The following is a 16,780-nucleotide window of genomic DNA, read 5'->3' as shown; positions in this document are numbered from 1 at the left end:
GATCCGACCCTCGTCCCACAAATAGTATCCAATAGCACCCCATGCGGCGGGGGACCACGGAAGACATCGAATCGGGCTATGCCTGGGGCCGGCTTGCCGTGTCCCTGCTGCTCATGACCATCGGTGGATCGGGCATGTATTCGATCACGGTGGTGTTGCCGCGCATCCAGGCCGATTTCGGGGTGGCCCGCGGCGACGCGTCGCTGCCCTACACGCTGACGATGATCGGCTTCGGCATGGGCGGCATCCTGATGGGGCGGCTGGCGGACCGGTTCGGCGTCATGGCGCCGGTGCTGATCGGCGCCTGCGGCCTGGGCCTCGGCTTCGTCGGCGCGGGCCTCGCGCCGAACCTGGCGCTGTTCTGCCTGGCGCAAGGCCTCTTCGTGGGACTTCTCGGCACCTCCGCCACGTTCGCCCCGCTGGTCGCCGACACCGCGCAGTGGTTCGACCGCCGCCGGGGCATCGCCCTGGCGATCTGCATGAGCGGCAACTACATGGCCGGGGCGGTCTGGCCGCCGATCATCCAGCACTTCATCGACAGCGTGGGCTGGCGCCACACCTATGTCGGCATCGGCGTGTTCTGCTTTGCGAGCATGGTGCCGCTGGCGCTGGTGCTGCGCCGCCGGCCGCCGCTGCAGCCGGCGGTGACGGCGGCGGCGCAAGCCGCGCATGCATCGGCCCGGCCGCTGGGCATGTCGCCGGGCGCGCTGACGGCCCTGCTGTCGGTCGCCGGCGTTTCGTGCTGCGTGGCCATGTCGATGCCGCAGGTGCACATCGTCGCCTATTGTGGCGACCTGGGTTTCGGGGCGGCGCGGGGTGCGGAGATGCTGTCGCTGATGCTGGCCCTGGGGGTGGTGAGCCGGCTGGTCTCGGGCTGGATCTCCGACCGCATCGGGGGGCTGCGCACGTTGCTGCTCGGCTCCATGCTGCAGGGCGTGGCGCTGCTGCTGTTCCTGCCGTTCGACGGGCTGGTCTCGCTTTACATCGTCGCCGGCATGTTCGGGCTGTTCCAGGGCGGCATCGTGCCGTCCTACGCCCTGATCGTCCGTGAATACTTCCCCCCGCAGGAAGCCGGCGCCCGGACGGGCACGGTCCTGATGGCGACGCTGTTCGGCATGGCGCTGGGCGGCTGGATGTCCGGCGTGGTGTTCGACCTCACCGGGTCCTACCGTGCGGCCTTCCTCAATGGCATCGCCTGGAACCTGCTGAACATGACCATCGTCGGCTTCCTGCTGCTGCGGGCCCGTTCGCTGGGACTGGTCGTGCCCTGGCCGCGGCGGGCGCGGCTGGCCGCGTGATCCGGCGACTGCTCGCCTGCTGCCTGTTGCTGGGCGGATGGGCCGCCGCCGCCGCGGCGCCGCTGGCCGTCGGTGGGGCCTCCAGCCACAACCTGGCGCCTGCACTGCAGGTGCTGGAGGACCCTGCCGGCAAACTGGCTTTCGAGGACATCCTGGCGCCCGCGCAGCAGGCGCGCTTCCGCCCCGTGCCGGTGTCGGGGCCGGGCGCCAACTTCGGCCTGACCCGTTCCGCGATCTGGCTCAAGGTGGACCTGTTGTCGCCTTCCGGCAGTGCCCCGAACTGGCTGCTGGAACTCGGCTACCCGCCGCTGGACCGGCTGGAGGTCTATTCCCCCGACGGTTCATCCGGCCACGAGCGCCAGATCGGCGGCGACCTGCTGCCGTTCGCCGCGCGCGCGGTGCCGCATCGCAACCACGTGCTGCCCGTGCGCGTGCCACCCGGCACGACGACGACGTTGTACCTGCGCATCGAATCCGCCGGCACCGTGTCGGCCCCGCTGCGCTTGTGGCGCGCCGCGGCCCTGTGGGAGCACGACCAGGCGAACTACGCGGTCCTGAGCCTGTACTTCGGCCTGCTGATCGGGCTGCTGCTTTACAACCTGCTGCTGTTCGTCGCGGTGCGCGACCGCCTGTACCTGGTCTACGTGCTGTTCGTGGCGGGCATGGCGACGGCGCAGGCCGCGCTGACCGGTTTCGGCTACCAGTTCATCTGGCCGGAGCTGGTCTGGTGGAACAGCGTCTCGCCACCGGCCGGCCTGTGCCTGGCGGCCATCTTCGGGTTCCAGTTCGCGCGCGACTTCCTGGGCAGCGCGCAGGGCATGCCGGTGATGGACCGTGTGCTGCGCGTGATCGTCGGGGGCTGGGTCCTGACGCTGGCGGCGGCGCTCCTGCTGCCGTACACCTTCTCCAGCTGGATGGTGACCGCCCTGGCGGTGCCCAGCGTGGCCGGCCTGGTGGTGTCCGGCGTGCTGGCGCTGCGCCGCGGCCATGGTGGCGCCAGGCACTACCTGGCAGCCTGGTCGGTGCTGCTGCTGGGGGTGATCGCGCTGTTCCTCCACAACACGGGTGTGCTGCCTTCGCACCCGCTGACCTCCAACGCGCTCCTGATCGGTTCGGCGCTCGAAATGGTGCTGCTCTCGTTCGCTCTGGCCGACCGCATCAACGTGGCACGCCGCTTCAAGGAGCAGGCGCAGGCGCGCATCGCGGCCGAACACGCGATGGTCGAGGTGCTGAGCGAGTCGCAGGCGCGCCTGAAGACCGTGCTGGAGGAGCGCGAGATCATCCTGGAGAACTCCATCGTCGGCATCGCGTTCCTGACCGCCAACGGCCGGCTGCGCTGGGCCAACAAGGCGATGCTCGACATCTTCGGCGCCACCCGCGACCAGATCGCGTCGATGGAGCCGTTCTACCTGTCGCGCGAACAGTACCTTCGGGTCGGTGGCGCGGTGGCGGCCTGCGCGGCGCGCGGCGAGGTGTACCACGAGGAACTGCCCGTCCAGCAGTTCGACGGGACGAAGATCTGGATCCTGCTGTCCGGCAAGGCGGTGAGCGCGGCCGACCTGAGCCAGGGCACCGTCTGGGTCATCATGGACATCACGCGCCGCAAGGTGCTCGAGGAGCAGCTGCAACGCAGCATGTCCGAGCGTGAGGCCATCCTGAACAACGCGCTGGTGGGCATCGTGCTCTCGGTCAACCGGCGCCACGAGTGGGTGAACGAGAAGTTCGCGCAGATGCTGGGTTACCCGCGGCAGATCCTGATCGGCCAGGGCTCCGACTACATCCACCCGGACCAGGAGAGCTGGGAACGCTTCGGCGTGGAGGCACGCGCCGCATTGATCGAATCGGGCTCCTACGTCTGCGAGATGCAGCTGAAGCGCCGCAACGGCGAGCTCTTCTGGGTGCAGATGGGCGGCAGCTGCGTGCGCCCCAACGACCCCGATTCCGGCGTGATCTGGACCTTCCTGGACATCACGCTGCGCAAGCGTTCGGAAGCCGAGATGCTGGAGACGCTGGAGCAGCAGCGGGCGCTGAACGAACTGCGCTCACGCTTCGTGGCGATGACCAGCCACGAGTTCCGCACGCCGCTCGCTGCCATCTTGTCCGCGGAAGAACTGCTGCGCCATTACGGTGACCGGCTGCCGCCGGAGGAGCGGATGGAAACGCTGGACGGCATCGCGCATGGGGTCCAGCGCATGTCGCGCATGCTGGACCGCGTGTTGCTGCTCGGTCGGGCCGACGCGCAGATGCTGGACTTCAAGCCCTCGGACGTGGACCTCCCGCGGCTGTGCAAGCAGCTCGTGGACGAGGCGCGAGCGCAGCATCCCGACGCGACCGCGGCCGTGACCGTTGAATGCGGCCCGGGGGTGGGCCGCGGCCGGTACGACGAGAAGCTGCTGCGCCACATCTTCGGCAACCTGCTGTCGAATGCGATCAAGTATTCGCCGCAGGGGGGCAGGGTGCTGTTCCAGGCGGTGAAGGATGGTGCGGAAACCGTGCTGACCGTGTCGGACCAGGGCATCGGCATTCCGGCCGACGAGATTGCGCATCTCTTCGAGTCATTCCATCGGGCGAGCAACGTGGGGGACATCCAGGGCACGGGTCTTGGGCTGGCGATCGTCAAGAACGCCGTTGAAGTCCATGGCGGGACGATCGCCGTGGAAAGCCGGGTGGGGGCGGGGACCACGTTCACCGTGCGGTTGCCGGGGTAACCCCGAAAACCGCGGACCGGCAGGTGCCGTGGAACGCAGACCCTAAGCCAGCACCTCCAGCAACCGGTCCAGTCCCCCGGAGTTGATCGCCACTTTCGCCTGCTCCCGCACCTTGGGCTTGGCGTGATACGCGACCGACAATCCGGCGACAGCCATCATGGGCAGGTCGTTCGCACCATCTCCAACCGCAATGGCCTGTTGCGCAGGGATGCCGAGCAACGCGCAAGTCTCCAGCAGCATCTTCCGTTTCTCCTCCCCGTCGCAGATGTCGCCCCACTCCTGGTCGACCATCCGCCCGGTGAGTTCACCGCAATTGGGGCCCGAGCGGATCTCCAGCACGTTGGAACGCGTGTAGTCGATGCCCAGGCGATCGCGGATGCGGTCGGTGAAGAAGGTGAAGCCGCCGGAAACCAGCAGCGTCTTCAAGCCGGCCGCCTTGCAGGCGGCGACCAGTTCGGCCGCCCCGGGATTGAGCTGCAGCCTTTCGGTGAAGACCTGTTCCATCTCGGCCACCGTCACGCCTTCCAGCAGCTTCACGCGCCGGCGCAAGCTGTCCTTGTAGTCGGTGATCTCGCCGCGCATCGCGGCTTCGGTGATGGCCGCCACTTCCTCCTTGCGGCCGGCGGCATCGGCGATCTCGTCGACGCACTCGATGTTGATCAGCGTCGAATCCATGTCGAAGGCGATCAGGCGGAAGTCGGCCAGCCGCAGGGGCGGGGTGATGTCCTGGATCACCAGGCCGGGGGCGAATTCTCGGGGTGTGCTCATGTCGGGCTGATTTTCGCATCCCGCGCACGGACACCGGCCGACGAAGCTGTCCGACGGCAGGCTCAACCGCCAGCGGCCACACTGACGGGGCCATGGATCCACTGACTTTCTCGCTGATCGACGTCCTGCTGGTGCTCGTCATCCTGTTGGGCACCTTTGCCGGCTGGCGGCGCGGTTTTCTCATTGCGTCCCTCGACCTGCTGGTGCTCATCGCGGGCGTGGTGGTGGCGTTCCTGTTCTACCAGGCGCCGGCCGCGTGGCTGGGGCGGCAGGTCCCCACGTTGGCCGCCTGGACGCTGCCCCTCAGCTTCCTGGGCATCCTGGTGTTCACGTGGCTGCTGCTGGGCAGCATCGGGCTTGCACTCGCGCGCAGCGCGCCGCCCAAGGTGCATGTCCATGGCATCAACCGCTTCTTCGGATTGCTGCCGGGGTTGGGCAACGGCCTGATCAACGCGACCGTCGCCGCCCTCATCCTGCACACCGTGCCGCTGGGCGCTCAACTGGCGGCGATGACACGTGCCAGCACGCTGGCCTCGACGCTGGCTTCGCCCGCCGAGTGGCTGGAGGCCCGGCTCACGCCCATCTTCGACCCAGCGGTCCGGCGCCTGATGCAGGTGGTGACCGTGCCTGCGGAATCGCATGAAACCATCGCGCTCAAGTCCACCGTCGCGGATCCCAAAGTCCGGCCCGACCTGGAGGCCCGCATGCTGGCCATGGTCAATGCCGAGCGCGAGCGCGCGGGGCTGAAACCGGTGCAGGCCGACCCCGAACTCGCGGAAGTGGCGCGGGCCCACAGCCGCGACATGTTCGCCCGCGGCTACTTCTCGCACGTGACACCCGAGAAGAAGAGCCTGGGTGACCGCATCCGCCAGCGGAACGTCCGCTACCTCGTGGCCGGTGAAAACCTGGCGATGGCGCAGACGCTGAACATCGCGCACGACGGGCTCATGAAGTCGCCGGGGCACCGGGCCAACATCCTGCGGCCCCAGTTCGGCCGCTTGGGCATCGGCGTGCTCGATGGCGGGCGCGACGGGCTCATGGTCACGCAGAACTTCCGCAATTGAAGAGTCCGAGGCTCGGCTAGTCCCTGAAATTCTGGGTCACCATCAACCCGTGCGTTCCCCCGTCCAGGACGCCGATGCCCAGCCGGCCGAACTGCGGCCGCAGGATGTTGGCGCGGTGGCCGGGCGATTTCATGAGGCCTTCGTGGGCCATCGTGAGCGAGCGCGCCAGTGCGAGGTTCTCGCCGGCGATGCGATAACGCACCTGGTAGCGGCGCAAGCGGTCGTCCATGGACGCACCATCGGGCGCATAGTGCGAGAAGTAGCCGCGGGCAAACATGTCGCTGGAATGGGCGCGGGCCACCTGGGACAGTTCCGGGTCCGCCATCAGCACGGCCAGCCCATGGCGCGCGCGCTCGGCGTTCACCAGTTCCAGCAGGCGCGCCTCGAGATCGGGGCGGACGGTGGCCGCGCGCAACCGGTAGTCCAGCGCCACGGTCGCGTCGGGCCGGTCGGGCAGGCTGATCACGTGCCGCATGTCGCGCAATGCCGGGTCGAAGACGGGGCCGATGCGCGCCTCGATCGGCGATGACGCCTGGCTGATGGCCGGCGCGAGCCAGCCAGCCTTGGCCGCGGGCCCCAGCAGGGCCATGCCGACGGCCGCCTGCAGCAGCCCATTGGCCACGCCGGCCAGCACCCCGCCGCCGCGATGGAGCCAGGCCGGGCGCACGGCCATCGGCCACCGACGCAGCAATCGCCGGCCACTGGCGGCAATGAGCAGCATCACGGCGATGAAGATCACGCTCATGGACAAAGGGGCGACCCACACTTCCAGCCCCGGCAGCCGGTCGGTCAGCCACCACGCCGCATAGCCGAACAGCAGCCACGCGGCGACCGCGGCGCCTGCCACTGCCAGCAGTTCCAGGGAGGCGCGCACCAGCCCCTGGCGCCAGCCAAACACCAGGCCCAGCAAGACGAGCACCGCGACGACGGCATCGGCGACACCCATCAGGCCGGCTCCGCCACCTTGGGCTGCCCGAGCGACTTGAGCACATCCCGCACCATCTGGGCCCGGTCCTTCGGGTCGGGCAGCGCGCGCTCGACCCGCAGCTTGTCGTTGCCGGCCAGCTTGATGTGCTTGTTCTTCTGCACCAGCTGGATGATGGCGAGCGGCTCGATCGGCGGGTTCTGCTTGAAGGTGATGTGGATCATCGTGGGGGCGGCGTCCACCTTGACCACGCCGTAGGGCCGAGCCAGCACGCGCAGCCGGTGCACGTCGACCAGTGTCTGGCCCTGCGGCGGGAGCTTGCCGAAGCGGTCGACGATCTCCTCCAGCAGGCGGTCGATCTGGTCGACGTTCTTCGCCGTCGCCAGCTTCTTGTAGAACGACAGCCGCAGGTGGACGTCGCCGCAATAGTCCTCGGGCAGCAGCGCGGGCGCATGCAGGTTGATCTCTGTCGTGACAGACAGGGGGGACAGCAGGTCGGGCTCCTTGCCGGCCTTCAGCGAGCGGACGGCCTCCGACAGCATCTCGTTGTACAGCTGGAAGCCGACTTCCAGCATGTTGCCGCTCTGGTTCTCGCCCAACACCTCGCCGGCCCCGCGGATCTCCAGGTCGTGCATCGCGAGATAGAAGCCCGAGCCCAGTTCCTCCATCTGCTGGATGGCCTCCAGCCGCTGCGCCGCCTGCTTGGTGAGGCTCTCGACGTCGGGCACCATCAGGTACGCATACGCCTGGTGGTGGCTGCGGCCGACGCGGCCGCGCAACTGGTGCAACTGCGCCAGGCCGAACTTGTCGGCGCGGGCCATGACGATGGTGTTGGCCGTGGGCACGTCGATGCCGGTCTCGATGATGGTGGAGCACAGCAGCACGTTGAAGCGCTGCGAGATGAACTCGCGCATCACGCGCTCCAGCTCGCGCTCGGGCATCTGGCCATGCGCCACCGCGATGCGCGCCTCAGGCAGCAGCCGTTCCAGGGCTTCGCGCCGGTTCTGGATGGTTTCCACCTCGTTGTGCAGGAAGTAGACCTGGCCGCCGCGCTTCAGCTCACGCAGCACGGCCTCGCGGATCACGCCGTTGCTCTCGCTGCGCACGAAGGTCTTGATGGCCAGCCGCCGCTGCGGCGCGGTGGCGATCACCGACAGGTCGCGCAGGCCTTCCAGCGCCATGCCCAGCGTGCGCGGGATCGGCGTGGCGGTGAGCGTCAGCACGTCGACCTCGGCCCGCATCGCCTTCACCGCCTCCTTGTGGCGCACGCCGAAGCGGTGCTCTTCATCGATGATCAAGAGGCCCAGGTTCTTGAACTTGGTGGACTGGGCCAGCAGCTTGTGGGTGCCGACGACGATGTCGATGCTGCCGTCGGCGAGCCCCTTGAGGGCGGCGGTGATCTCCTTGCCGGAGCGGAACCGGCTCATCTCCGCCACCTTCACCGGCCACTTGCCGAAGCGGTCGACCAGCGTCTGGTAGTGCTGCTCGGCGAGCAGGGTGGTCGGCGCCAGAAAAGCGACCTGCTTGCCACCGGTGACGGCGATGAAGGCCGCGCGCAGCGCCACCTCGGTCTTGCCGAAGCCGACGTCGCCGCAGACCAGCCGGTCCATCGGTTGCGGCGAGACCATGTCCTGGATTACGGCATGGATGGCCGCGTTCTGGTCCGGCGTCTCGTCGAAGCCAAAATCGTTGGCGAAGGTCTCGTAGTCCTGGGCGGAGAAGCGGAACGAATGGCCCTGGCGCGCCGCGCGGCGGGCGTACAGGTTCAGCAGTTCCGCGGCGGTGTCCCGCACTTGCTCGGCCGCCTTGCGCTTGGCCTTTTCCCATTGGCCCGAGCCCAGCCGGTGCAGCGGCGCCTCGTCCGCCCCGACGCCGGTATAGCGGCTGATCTGGTGCAGTTGGCTCACCGGCACGTAGAGCGTGGCCTTGTCGGCGTATTCCAGGTGCAGGAACTCGGTGCTGCCCTGGCCGACGTCCATGCTGATCAGGCCGCGGTAGCGGCCGATGCCGTGCTGCGCGTGAACCACCGGGTCACCGACGTTGAGCTCCGAGAGATCCTTGATCAGCGCCTCGACGTCGCTGACCTGTTCCTGCTTCTTGCGGCGGCGCGTGGTGGCCGTGGTGGCGAACAGCTCCGTTTCGGTGACGAGGTCGATCGCCTGTTCGACCCAGGCGAAACCGCTGGCGAGCGGCGCCGTGGCGATGCCGAGCTTCTCGTCGCTCGCCTGGAATTCCTCCAGCGAATCGAAGGCCGGCAGCGTGAGGTGGCTCGCCCGCAGGAAATCGAGCAGGCTTTCGCGCCGGCCCGCGCTTTCGGCCAGCACCAGCACGCGATGCGCCGTCGCCTTGGCGTGGTCCTTCAGGCGCTGCAACGGGTCTTCGGCGCCGCGCACGACCGACAGGTCCGGCAGCTTCTGGAACCAGGCGCTTTCGGCCACGTCCTGCGCATCGGTGCGCAGTGCCACCTGCGCATGCTCCTTGGCGCGCGTGTAGAACTGCTCCGCGTTCAGGAACAGCGCTTCGGGCGGGAGCACCGGGCGATCCGGGTCGCCCTGCACCAGGCGGTAGCGGTCGCGCGTGTCCTGCCAGAAGCGCTGGAAGGCGGGCTCCAGGTCGCCGTGCAACAGCACCATCGATTGCTCGCCCAGGTAATCGAACACCGTGGCCGTGTCCTCGAAGAACAGCGGCAGGTAGTACTCGATGCCGGCGGTGGCGACGCCGTTGCCCATGTCCTTGTAGATGCGGCTGCGGGTGGGGTCGCCTTCCAGCAGCTCGCGCCAGCGCTTGCGGAAGCGCGCCCGGGCGTCGTCGTCCATCGGGAACTCGCGCCCCGGCAGCAGCCGCACCTCGGGCACCGGGTAGAGGCTGCGCTGCGTGTCCGGGTCGAAGGTGCGGATGGAGTCGACCTCATCGTCGAACAGGTCGACGCGATACGGCACCGGTGAGCCCATGGGGAAGAGGTCGATCAGCCCGCCGCGCACCGCGTACTCGCCGGGGCTCACGACCTGGGTGACGTGGTTGTAGCCGGCCAGCGTCAACTGCGCCTTCAGGCGTGCTTCGTCCAGTTTCTGCTGCAACCGGAAGTGAAAGGTGTAGCCCGCGAGAAAGGCCGGCGGCGCCAGGCGGTACAGCGCGGTGCTCGCTGGCATCAGCACGACATCGGCCTCGCGCTGCAGGATGCGCCACAGCGTGGCGAGGCGCTCGCTGATGAGGTCCTGGTGCGGCGAGAACTGGTCGTACGGCAGCGTTTCCCAGTCCGGGAAGAGGGCGCAGCGCAGGTCCGGCGCGAAGAACCCGATCTCGTCCAGCAGGCGCTGGGCGTCGATCGCGTCAGCGGTGACGATGGCCGTCAGGCGTCCCGCCTGCTGCTCGCGCAGGGCCAGCCGCGCCGCGAGCAGCGCGTCGGCGGAACCCACGGGTCTTGGCAGGGTCATTCGCCTGCCGGGGGAAAGCTTGGGTAAATCCATCAACAATCGTTCGGTGACCGCAAATGCAAAACACCCCGCGCCTTGAGAGGGCGGGGTGGTGCCCCGATTTTACGGGGGATAGAATGAATCGACGGACGACATGAACGGCAACTCCCCCGCCCCCAGGTACTTTGCACTGATTCCCTGCGCCGGCAACGGCAGCCGGGCCGGAACGGCCGGACCCAAGCAGTACGAGCGCGTGGCCGGCCAGCCCATGATCTGGCACACCTTGTCGGCATTCGCTGCGGTACAGCGGATCGCACGGACCCTCGTCGTGGTCGCACCGGGCGACGGCTTCTTCGAACGCAACCCCACCACCTCGGCATTGGTCGTGCCTTGCGGCGGCGCCACGCGCGCCGCCAGCGTCGCCAACGGCCTGCGCGAGCTGCGCCGTGCCGGTGCCGTGGACCACGACTGGGTGCTGGTGCATGACGCCGCCCGCTGCCTGATCACGCCGGAGCTCGTCAACCGCCTCATCGACACCTGCGCCGACGACGAAGTCGGCGGTCTCCTGGCCCACCCGCTCGCGGACACGCTGAAGATCGACCAGGGCGGCCGGGTCGCCAGCACGCTGTCGCGCGACGACAAGTGGCTGGCCCAGACGCCGCAAATGTTCCGCCTCGGCATGTTGCGCCAGGCGCTGGAAGGTGCGGACAACAGCATCACCGACGAGTCCAGCGCGATCGAGGCCATGGGCCTGAAGCCGCTGCTGGTGCCAGCGGGTGCCCAGAATTTCAAGGTGACGTACCCGGAAGACTTCGCCATGGCCGAAGCGGTGCTGCGCGGGCGCAGGTGATGGCCCCCATGCTGATCCGGGTGGGCGAGGGCTGGGACACACACGCCCTCGTGCCCGGCCGCAAGCTGCTGCTGGGCGGCGTCGAGATTCCGTACGAGCGAGGGTTGCTGGGGCATTCGGACGCCGACGCACTGCTGCATGCGATCACGGACGCTTTGTTGGGTGCCGCCGGGCTGGGCGACATCGGCCGTCATTTCCCGGATACCGATGAGCGCTTCCGTGGCGCCGATTCGATCGTCCTGCTGGCCGAGGCGGCCAAGCGTGTCCAGGCCGAGGGTTGGCGCATCTCCAACATCGACAGCACCATCGTCGCGCAGGCGCCGAAGCTGGCGCCGCACATCGATGCCATGCGTGCGCGAATCGCTCAGGCGCTCGGCCTGGCACCGGCTGCCGTCAACGTGAAAGCCAAGACGGCTGAGAAGCTCGGCCCGGTCGGCATGGGGCAGAGCATCGAGGCTCGGGCTGTTGTGCTGTTGCTGGGGGAGTTGTAGGCTGGGTTCGCGCAGCGACCCCAGCGCCCCCCGGCGAACCCGAAACGCTGAGGTGCGCTTCCGCGCAACCCAGCCTACAGGAGGCACATTCAAGCCGCCGTTTCGCGCAGCGCGGCACGCTTGTCCGCCTGGTCTTTCGCCGAGGCAGCCGCCGCCTGCTGCACTGGCCGCGGCCGCTGCAGCTTGATGTGCGCCGCGAGCCCGCCCGAGGTGGTGTTGGCCAGCGCGAAGATGCCGCCCATGCGTTGCACCGTCTTGTCGACGATCGCCAGGCCCAGCCCCGCGCCCGTGGCGGCGGTGCGGGCGGCGTCGCCGCGGAAGAACGGCTTGATCAGGTTCGGGAGCGCGTCGGGTGAGACGCCCATGCCGTGGTCGCGCACCTTCAGCAGCACCCATTCGTTCCTGGCTCGGGCAGCCACGTCGACGATCGCGATGCCGGTCTCGGGCGTCTTGCCGTAGCGGCGCGCGTTTTCCAGCAGGTTGGAGACGACCCGGGCGAGTTCGACCTCGTCGGCCAGCACTTCCAGGTTCTTCGGCAGGTCGAGGTTGACGCGGATGTCGGTCTGCTCCTGGATCGCATAGACGCAGGCCTCGACCACGTCGTTCAGCATCACGGGCTTGAGCTCGGCATGGTCCGGCCGGGCGTAGTCGAGGAACTTGTCGATGATGGCGTCGAGCTGGTCGATGTCGGCGGCCATGTGGGCGCGGGCGTCCTCGTCGACCACGCTCATCTCGGTTTCCAGCCGCAGGCGCGCGAGGGGCGTGCGCAGGTCATGGGAGATGCCGGCGAGCATGACGGCGCGGTCCTGCTCGATCTTGGCGAGCTGCTGGGCCATCCGGTTGAAGCCGATGTTGACCTCGCGGATTTCGCTGGTCACGGCCTTCTCGTCGAGCCGGCTGGCATCGAAGTCGCCATCGCGAACGCGGCTCGCGGCGAACGACAGCTGCTTCAGCGGCCGGTTGATCAGGCGGGCGATGACAGCCGCCCCGGCCAGCGACAAGGCGGCGGCCGTGATCAGCCAGACGAGCCAGGTCCGGCCGCCCACCTGCGAGAACCGCGTGCGGTCCAGCAGCATCCAGTAGGCGTCCTGCTCGATCTTGAAGCCGACCCACAAGCCCTGTTCGCCGTTGACGGCGCTGGCCATCAGGGTGCCGGAGCCCAGGCGGCTGACCAGTTCGTCGACGATGCGCCGGTCCATGGCGCTGCCGGTCAGCGCCGAGTACCGGTCGCCCGGTTCGCGCGGCAGGACGCGCACGCCCTCCTGGTCGGCCAGGGTCTTGATCAGCGATACGCGGGCGATGGGGTCGGCGTGGACCAGCGCCGCGCGGCTGAGGTTCACCAGCGAGGCGATCTGCTGCGCCGTCTGCACGGCGCGCGGCTCGAATTCCAGCGCGCGGAACGTCTGCAGCCAGGCGACGATGGAGCCGACCAGCAGCAGCGAGAGCAGGAAGAAAGTACGCCAGAACAGCGACAGCCCCACGCGGGGCCGCATTTCGAGCGGGGCGGGGCCGGTTTCGAGCGGAACCGGCCCGGTGGCTTCAGCGCCTTGCGTTCGCATCTTGGGGGCGTGGGAGGACAGGCCTGGGCATCAGGCCATTGTCCGTCCTCGGCAGCCGTTTGTCAGCCCGCGCCGTCCGGCACGAACACGTAGCCGACACCCCAGACCGTCTGGATGTAGCGGGGGGACGCCGGGTCGGCCTCGATCAGCTTGCGCAGGCGGGAGACCTGCACGTCGAGGCTGCGGTCGAAGGGCTCGAACTCGCGGCCACGGGCCAGTTGCGCGAGCTTTTCGCGCGACAGCGGCTGGCGGGGGTGCCGCACCAGCGCCTTCAGCATGGCGAACTCGCCGGTGGTCAGCGGCAGTTCGTCGCCGTTCTTGCGCAGGGTGCGGGCGCCCAGGTCGAAGGCGAAGGGGCCGAACGACACCACCTCGTTGTCGGACGACGGCGCGCCGGGCGCTTCCTGCGCGGGGCGGCGGCGCAGGACGGCGTGCACGCGGGCCAGCAGTTCGCGCGGGTTGAAGGGCTTGCCGAGGTAGTCATCCGCGCCGACTTCCAGGCCGACGATGCGGTCCACGTCCTCACCCTTGGCGGTGAGCATGATGATCGGCGTGCGGTCGTTGGCGGCGCGCAGCCGCCGGCAGATGGACAGGCCGTCCTCGCCCGGCATCATCAGATCGAGCACGATCAGGTCGGCCGTCTCGCGCAGCATCAGGCGGTTGAGGGCCTTCCCGTCTTCCGCCAGGATGACTTCGAACCCTTCCTGGGTCAGGTAGCGGCGCAGCAGGTCGCGAATGCGTGCGTCGTCGTCGACCACCAGGATCTTGTCGGTTCGGGCGGCTGCTTGGGTCATGGTTCTCCGGGAATCCAATTTGTAACAGAGCCGATTCTGAGGGCCATGCACCCGGCCGTGCGGGTTTTTCCGAGGTGCTTTTCACAGTGTTACAAATGTTGCCCGAGGGCGCAGTCGTTCACAGCAGCGATGTGAGCGGCCTGTACGCTCGACCGTTGCATGCGTATGAAGTCATCCTTCCTGCTCTTCTGGTTCTTCGCGGCGGCCCTGCCAGCGCTGGCTTCACCCGCGGGAGGCGAGCTGCGCCAGACGGTTCGCCAGGTGTCAGCGGCTGGCCAAGGCGAGGCCCAGCCGCGGCAGCTTTCCCCAGGTGAGCGGGCGGAACTGCGCCGGCAACTCGCCGACTTCAACCGCGCGCCCGCACGCCGCCCCTAGGCGGCTATGCTGCGCGCCGGATGCAAGGAACCCCCTCGATGACCTACAAGACTCTCGCCGCCGCATGCGCCCTCTGGGCCTCGGCGGCTTCCGCCCAGACCGTTCCCTACCCGCCACCGCAAAACGTCCTGCAACTGGAAGCTCGCGGGACCGTCGAAGTCCAGCAGGACCTGCTGGTGATGAACCTGACGACGGCCCGCGAAGGCGCCGACGCCGCGGTGGTGCAGACGCAGCTGAAGACGGCGCTGGACGCCGCGCTCAACGAGGCGCGCAAGAACGCACAGCCAGGCCAGCTGGATGTACGCACCGGCAACTTTGCTCTCTATCCGCGACACGGCCGCGACGGCAAGATGAGCGGGTGGCAGGGTACCGCCGAGCTGGTGCTGGAAGGGCGCGATTTCCCGCGCATCACCCAGACGGCCGGCCGCATCCAGACCATGACGCTGGGCGGCGTGAGCTTCGGCCTGAGCCGCGAACAGCGCAACAAGGTCGAGGGCGAGGCACAGGCGCAGGCCATCGAGCGTTTCAAGGCGCGCGCGGCCGAACTCGCCAAGGGCTTCGGCTTCTCGGGCTACACGCTGCGCGAGGTGTCGGTGAACGCGAGCGAGCCGGGCTTCCAGCCGCGCCCCCGGATGATGGCGATGGAAGCCAAGGCCGCCTTGGCCGATGCCGCCGTGCCGGTCGAAGCGGGGAAGAGCGCCGTCACGGTCACGGTCTCGGGCTCCGTCCAGTTGCGCTAGTGTCCGACAGGGCTTCACGCACCGGGGCTCTACAGTGCCCCGATGCCCGACACGCCTCCACCGCTCTTCGTGGTGCTCAATCCAGGCTCCGGGGAAAACGAAGCCCGTGAGACCCGCGACCGCATCGCCGCCGTGCTGGCGGCGAGCGGCCGCCCCCATGAAATCATCGAAGTGCCCGCGCCTGACATCGCGTCGGCCTGCCGCACGGCGGCCCGCCGTGCGCGCGAAACCGGCGGCGCGTTGGTGGCCGTCGGCGGCGACGGCACCTTGAACAGCGCCGCGCAGGCGGCGCTGACCGAGGGCTGCACCCTGGGCGTGATCGCGCAGGGCACTTTCAACCTGTTCGCGCGCGAGCACGGCCTGCCGCTCGAAGCCGAGGACGCGACGCGTTGCCTGCTGGCCGCGCAGCCGGTGCCTGTGGCCGTGGGGCTGGTGAACCAGCGCGTCTTCCTGGTCAACGCCAGCATCGGCCTGTACCCGCGCGTGCTGAGCGACCGGGAAGCCTTCAAGCAGAAGCTGGGACGCCATCGCTGGGTTGCGCTGCTTTCGGGCATTGTCTCGTTGCTTGGCTGGCGGCGCCGGCTCGTGCTCGAGATCGAGCAGGATGGTCAATTGCGCAACCTGCGCACCCCGACGCTGTTCGTCGGGAACAACCGGGAGCAGCTGGAACGCGTCGGCATCGGGCCGGAGGTGATGGGTACGGCGGGCCGCGGCACCCTGGCTGCTCTCGCGCCGCGTCCGCAGGGCCGCTGGGCCAAGTGGCGCCTGCTGTTGCGTGGCGTCACGGGGCGGCTCGGCGACAGCGAGGAACTCGACAGCTTTGCTTTCCGGTCGCTAACGGTGAAAACCGGCACGCGGCGCTCGCTGGAGGTGGCGACCGATGGCGAAGTGGTCCGCATGCAGCCCCCCCTGCGATTTTCGGTGTCGCCCAAGCCGTTGATGCTGCTGAAGCCGGTGGACGGCGGAGGCGGTGCCGCATGACGGTGCTGCTGCACATCTCCGACACGCACTTCGGCACGGAGCAGCCCAAGGTGGTCACGGCGCTGCAGGCTCTCGCGCGCGAGCTGGCGCCCGACGCCGTGGTGCACAGCGGCGACATCACGCAGCGCGCACGACCAGCCGAATTCGAGGCGGCACGGCGTTTCTGCGATTCGCTGGGCGTGGCGAACCTGCTGACGCTACCGGGCAACCACGACATCCCGCTCTACAACCTCGCGGCGCGGCTGTTCAATCCCTATGCGGGTTACCGCGCGGCTTTCGGCGCCGAGCTGGAACCCGAGATCGACCTGCCCGACCTGCTGCTGGTGGGCGTGAACACGACGCGGCCGGAGCGCCACAAGGATGGCGAAGTGTCCTCTGCACAGGTGCAGCGCGTGGTGCGGCGCCTGGGTGGGGCGCGCCGCGGCCAGTTGCGGGTCGTGGTGACCCACCAGCCGGCCTGCGTGATGCGGGAAGAGGACGAGAAAGATCGCCTGCATGGCGGCGAGGCCGCCGTGCAGGCCTGGTCCCGGGCCGGTGCCGACCTGGTGCTCGGCGGGCACATCCACCTGCCGTACGTGAGCGACTTGTGCCAGCGTGCCGCGGGCACCCCGCGCGCGCTGTATTGCCTGCAGGCGGGGACGGCGGTGTCGCACCGGGTGCGGCATGGGACGCCCAATTCGGTCAACGTGGTGCGGTGGCAGCCACCGGCGGAGGGAGCGCCGCGTTCCTGCACCGTCGAACGCTGGGATTACGACCTGGCGGACGAGCGCTTCGAGCGCACACACCAGCGCGAGCTGGTGCTGGGCGCTTGACG

General features: G+C 68.8%; 14 protein-coding genes. 9 read left to right on the top strand and 5 right to left on the bottom strand.

The window, feature by feature from the left end; translation table 11 throughout:
* The first annotated feature begins 41 nt into the window (after positions 1 to 41).
* Together FN976_RS08735 and FN976_RS08730 are read left to right on the top strand one after the other, a co-directional pair.
* A complete protein-coding gene (locus FN976_RS08735) occupies positions 42 to 1,298 on the top strand; it encodes an MFS transporter (protein WP_145892629.1) in 1,257 nt (418 codons plus the stop codon).
* Positions 1,295 to 4,006, top strand: coding sequence for a sensor histidine kinase (locus tag FN976_RS08730; protein WP_145892628.1), 2,712 nt, complete (start codon positions 1,295 to 1,297; stop codon positions 4,004 to 4,006). The genes FN976_RS08735 and FN976_RS08730 overlap by 4 nt, the downstream gene beginning before the upstream one ends.
* Positions 4,007 to 4,048: 42 nt before the next feature.
* On the opposite strand, the gene serB is transcribed toward FN976_RS08730, so the two are convergent.
* A complete protein-coding gene (serB, locus tag FN976_RS08725; RefSeq protein WP_145892627.1) occupies positions 4,049 to 4,774 on the bottom strand; it encodes a phosphoserine phosphatase SerB in 726 nt (241 codons plus the stop codon).
* 92 nt (positions 4,775 to 4,866) lie between these two features.
* Here serB and FN976_RS08720 point away from each other — a divergent pair, with 92 nt between their 5' ends.
* Positions 4,867 to 5,838, top strand: a complete 972-nt coding sequence (locus tag FN976_RS08720) for a CvpA family protein (RefSeq protein ID WP_145892626.1) — start codon at positions 4,867 to 4,869, stop codon at positions 5,836 to 5,838.
* A gap of 16 nt (positions 5,839 to 5,854) precedes the next feature.
* On the opposite strand, the gene FN976_RS08715 is transcribed toward FN976_RS08720, so the two are convergent.
* A complete protein-coding gene (locus tag FN976_RS08715; protein WP_145892625.1) occupies positions 5,855 to 6,784 on the bottom strand; it encodes a CAP domain-containing protein in 930 nt (309 codons plus the stop codon).
* On the bottom strand, positions 6,784 to 10,230 hold the full coding sequence (gene mfd / locus FN976_RS08710) for a transcription-repair coupling factor (protein ID WP_145892624.1): 3,447 nt from the start codon (positions 10,228 to 10,230) through the stop codon (positions 6,784 to 6,786). The genes FN976_RS08715 and mfd overlap by 1 nt, the downstream gene beginning before the upstream one ends.
* A 100-nt stretch (positions 10,231 to 10,330) precedes the next feature.
* Here mfd and ispD point away from each other — a divergent pair, with 100 nt between their 5' ends.
* Both ispD and ispF read left to right on the top strand, forming a co-directional pair.
* On the top strand, positions 10,331 to 11,026 hold the full coding sequence (ispD, locus tag FN976_RS08705) for a 2-C-methyl-D-erythritol 4-phosphate cytidylyltransferase (protein WP_145892623.1): 696 nt from the start codon (positions 10,331 to 10,333) through the stop codon (positions 11,024 to 11,026).
* Between the two features lie 8 nt (positions 11,027 to 11,034).
* Positions 11,035 to 11,517 (top strand): 2-C-methyl-D-erythritol 2,4-cyclodiphosphate synthase, encoded by a 483-nt coding sequence (ispF, locus tag FN976_RS08700; protein ID WP_145892622.1) that lies wholly within the window; start codon positions 11,035 to 11,037, stop codon positions 11,515 to 11,517.
* Between the two features lie 89 nt (positions 11,518 to 11,606).
* Here the strand turns inward: ispF and FN976_RS08695 are convergent, their stop codons facing one another.
* A complete protein-coding gene (locus tag FN976_RS08695) occupies positions 11,607 to 13,076 on the bottom strand; it encodes a sensor histidine kinase (RefSeq protein WP_145892621.1) in 1,470 nt (489 codons plus the stop codon).
* A 62-nt stretch (positions 13,077 to 13,138) separates the two neighbouring features.
* Positions 13,139 to 13,870, bottom strand: coding sequence for an osmolarity response regulator transcription factor OmpR (gene ompR, locus FN976_RS08690; protein WP_145892620.1), 732 nt, complete (start codon positions 13,868 to 13,870; stop codon positions 13,139 to 13,141).
* Between the two features lie 165 nt (positions 13,871 to 14,035).
* On the opposite strand from ompR, the gene FN976_RS08685 reads away from it, so the two are divergent.
* The 4 genes from FN976_RS08685 to FN976_RS08670 are packed head-to-tail and all read left to right on the top strand — an operon-like array spanning position 14,036 to position 16,778.
* Entirely contained in the window at positions 14,036 to 14,245 is a 210-nt protein-coding gene (locus FN976_RS08685; protein WP_145892619.1) for a hypothetical protein, read from the top strand.
* A gap of 38 nt (positions 14,246 to 14,283) precedes the next feature.
* Positions 14,284 to 14,985, top strand: coding sequence for an SIMPL domain-containing protein (locus FN976_RS08680; protein WP_145892618.1), 702 nt, complete (start codon positions 14,284 to 14,286; stop codon positions 14,983 to 14,985).
* A gap of 42 nt (positions 14,986 to 15,027) precedes the next feature.
* Entirely contained in the window at positions 15,028 to 15,966 is a 939-nt protein-coding gene (locus tag FN976_RS08675; protein WP_145892617.1) for a diacylglycerol/lipid kinase family protein, read from the top strand.
* Positions 15,963 to 16,778, top strand: coding sequence for a metallophosphoesterase family protein (locus FN976_RS08670; RefSeq protein WP_145892616.1), 816 nt, complete (start codon positions 15,963 to 15,965; stop codon positions 16,776 to 16,778). Before FN976_RS08675 ends, FN976_RS08670 begins: the two co-directional genes overlap by 4 nt.
* Positions 16,779 to 16,780: the final 2 nt, after the last annotated feature.

Source organism: Caenimonas sedimenti, assembly GCF_007833165.1.
Taxonomy (GTDB): domain Bacteria; phylum Pseudomonadota; class Gammaproteobacteria; order Burkholderiales; family Burkholderiaceae_C; genus Ramlibacter; species Ramlibacter sedimenti.
This window is presented reverse-complemented; position numbering and strand designations above follow the sequence as displayed.

What these genes read in the sequence shown, in the direction of transcription:
- FN976_RS08670 (WP_145892616.1), top strand. Translation starts at nt 15,963, where the DNA reads ATGACGGTGCTGCTGCACATCTCCGACACGCACTTCGGCACGGAGCAG.
- FN976_RS08695 (WP_145892621.1), bottom strand. Translation starts at nt 13,076, where the DNA reads ATGCGAACGCAAGGCGCTGAAGCCACCGGGCCGGTTCCGCTCGAAACC.
- FN976_RS08735 (WP_145892629.1), top strand. Translation starts at nt 42, where the DNA reads ATGCGGCGGGGGACCACGGAAGACATCGAATCGGGCTATGCCTGGGGC.
- FN976_RS08715 (WP_145892625.1), bottom strand. Translation starts at nt 6,784, where the DNA reads ATGGGTGTCGCCGATGCCGTCGTCGCGGTGCTCGTCTTGCTGGGCCTG.
- FN976_RS08675 (WP_145892617.1), top strand. Translation starts at nt 15,028, where the DNA reads ATGCCCGACACGCCTCCACCGCTCTTCGTGGTGCTCAATCCAGGCTCC.
- ispD (WP_145892623.1), top strand. Translation starts at nt 10,331, where the DNA reads ATGAACGGCAACTCCCCCGCCCCCAGGTACTTTGCACTGATTCCCTGC.
- mfd (WP_145892624.1), bottom strand. Translation starts at nt 10,230, where the DNA reads ATGGATTTACCCAAGCTTTCCCCCGGCAGGCGAATGACCCTGCCAAGA.
- ompR (WP_145892620.1), bottom strand. Translation starts at nt 13,870, where the DNA reads ATGACCCAAGCAGCCGCCCGAACCGACAAGATCCTGGTGGTCGACGAC.
- serB (WP_145892627.1), bottom strand. Translation starts at nt 4,774, where the DNA reads ATGAGCACACCCCGAGAATTCGCCCCCGGCCTGGTGATCCAGGACATC.
- FN976_RS08685 (WP_145892619.1), top strand. Translation starts at nt 14,036, where the DNA reads ATGAAGTCATCCTTCCTGCTCTTCTGGTTCTTCGCGGCGGCCCTGCCA.
- FN976_RS08720 (WP_145892626.1), top strand. Translation starts at nt 4,867, where the DNA reads ATGGATCCACTGACTTTCTCGCTGATCGACGTCCTGCTGGTGCTCGTC.
- FN976_RS08680 (WP_145892618.1), top strand. Translation starts at nt 14,284, where the DNA reads ATGACCTACAAGACTCTCGCCGCCGCATGCGCCCTCTGGGCCTCGGCG.
- ispF (WP_145892622.1), top strand. Translation starts at nt 11,035, where the DNA reads ATGCTGATCCGGGTGGGCGAGGGCTGGGACACACACGCCCTCGTGCCC.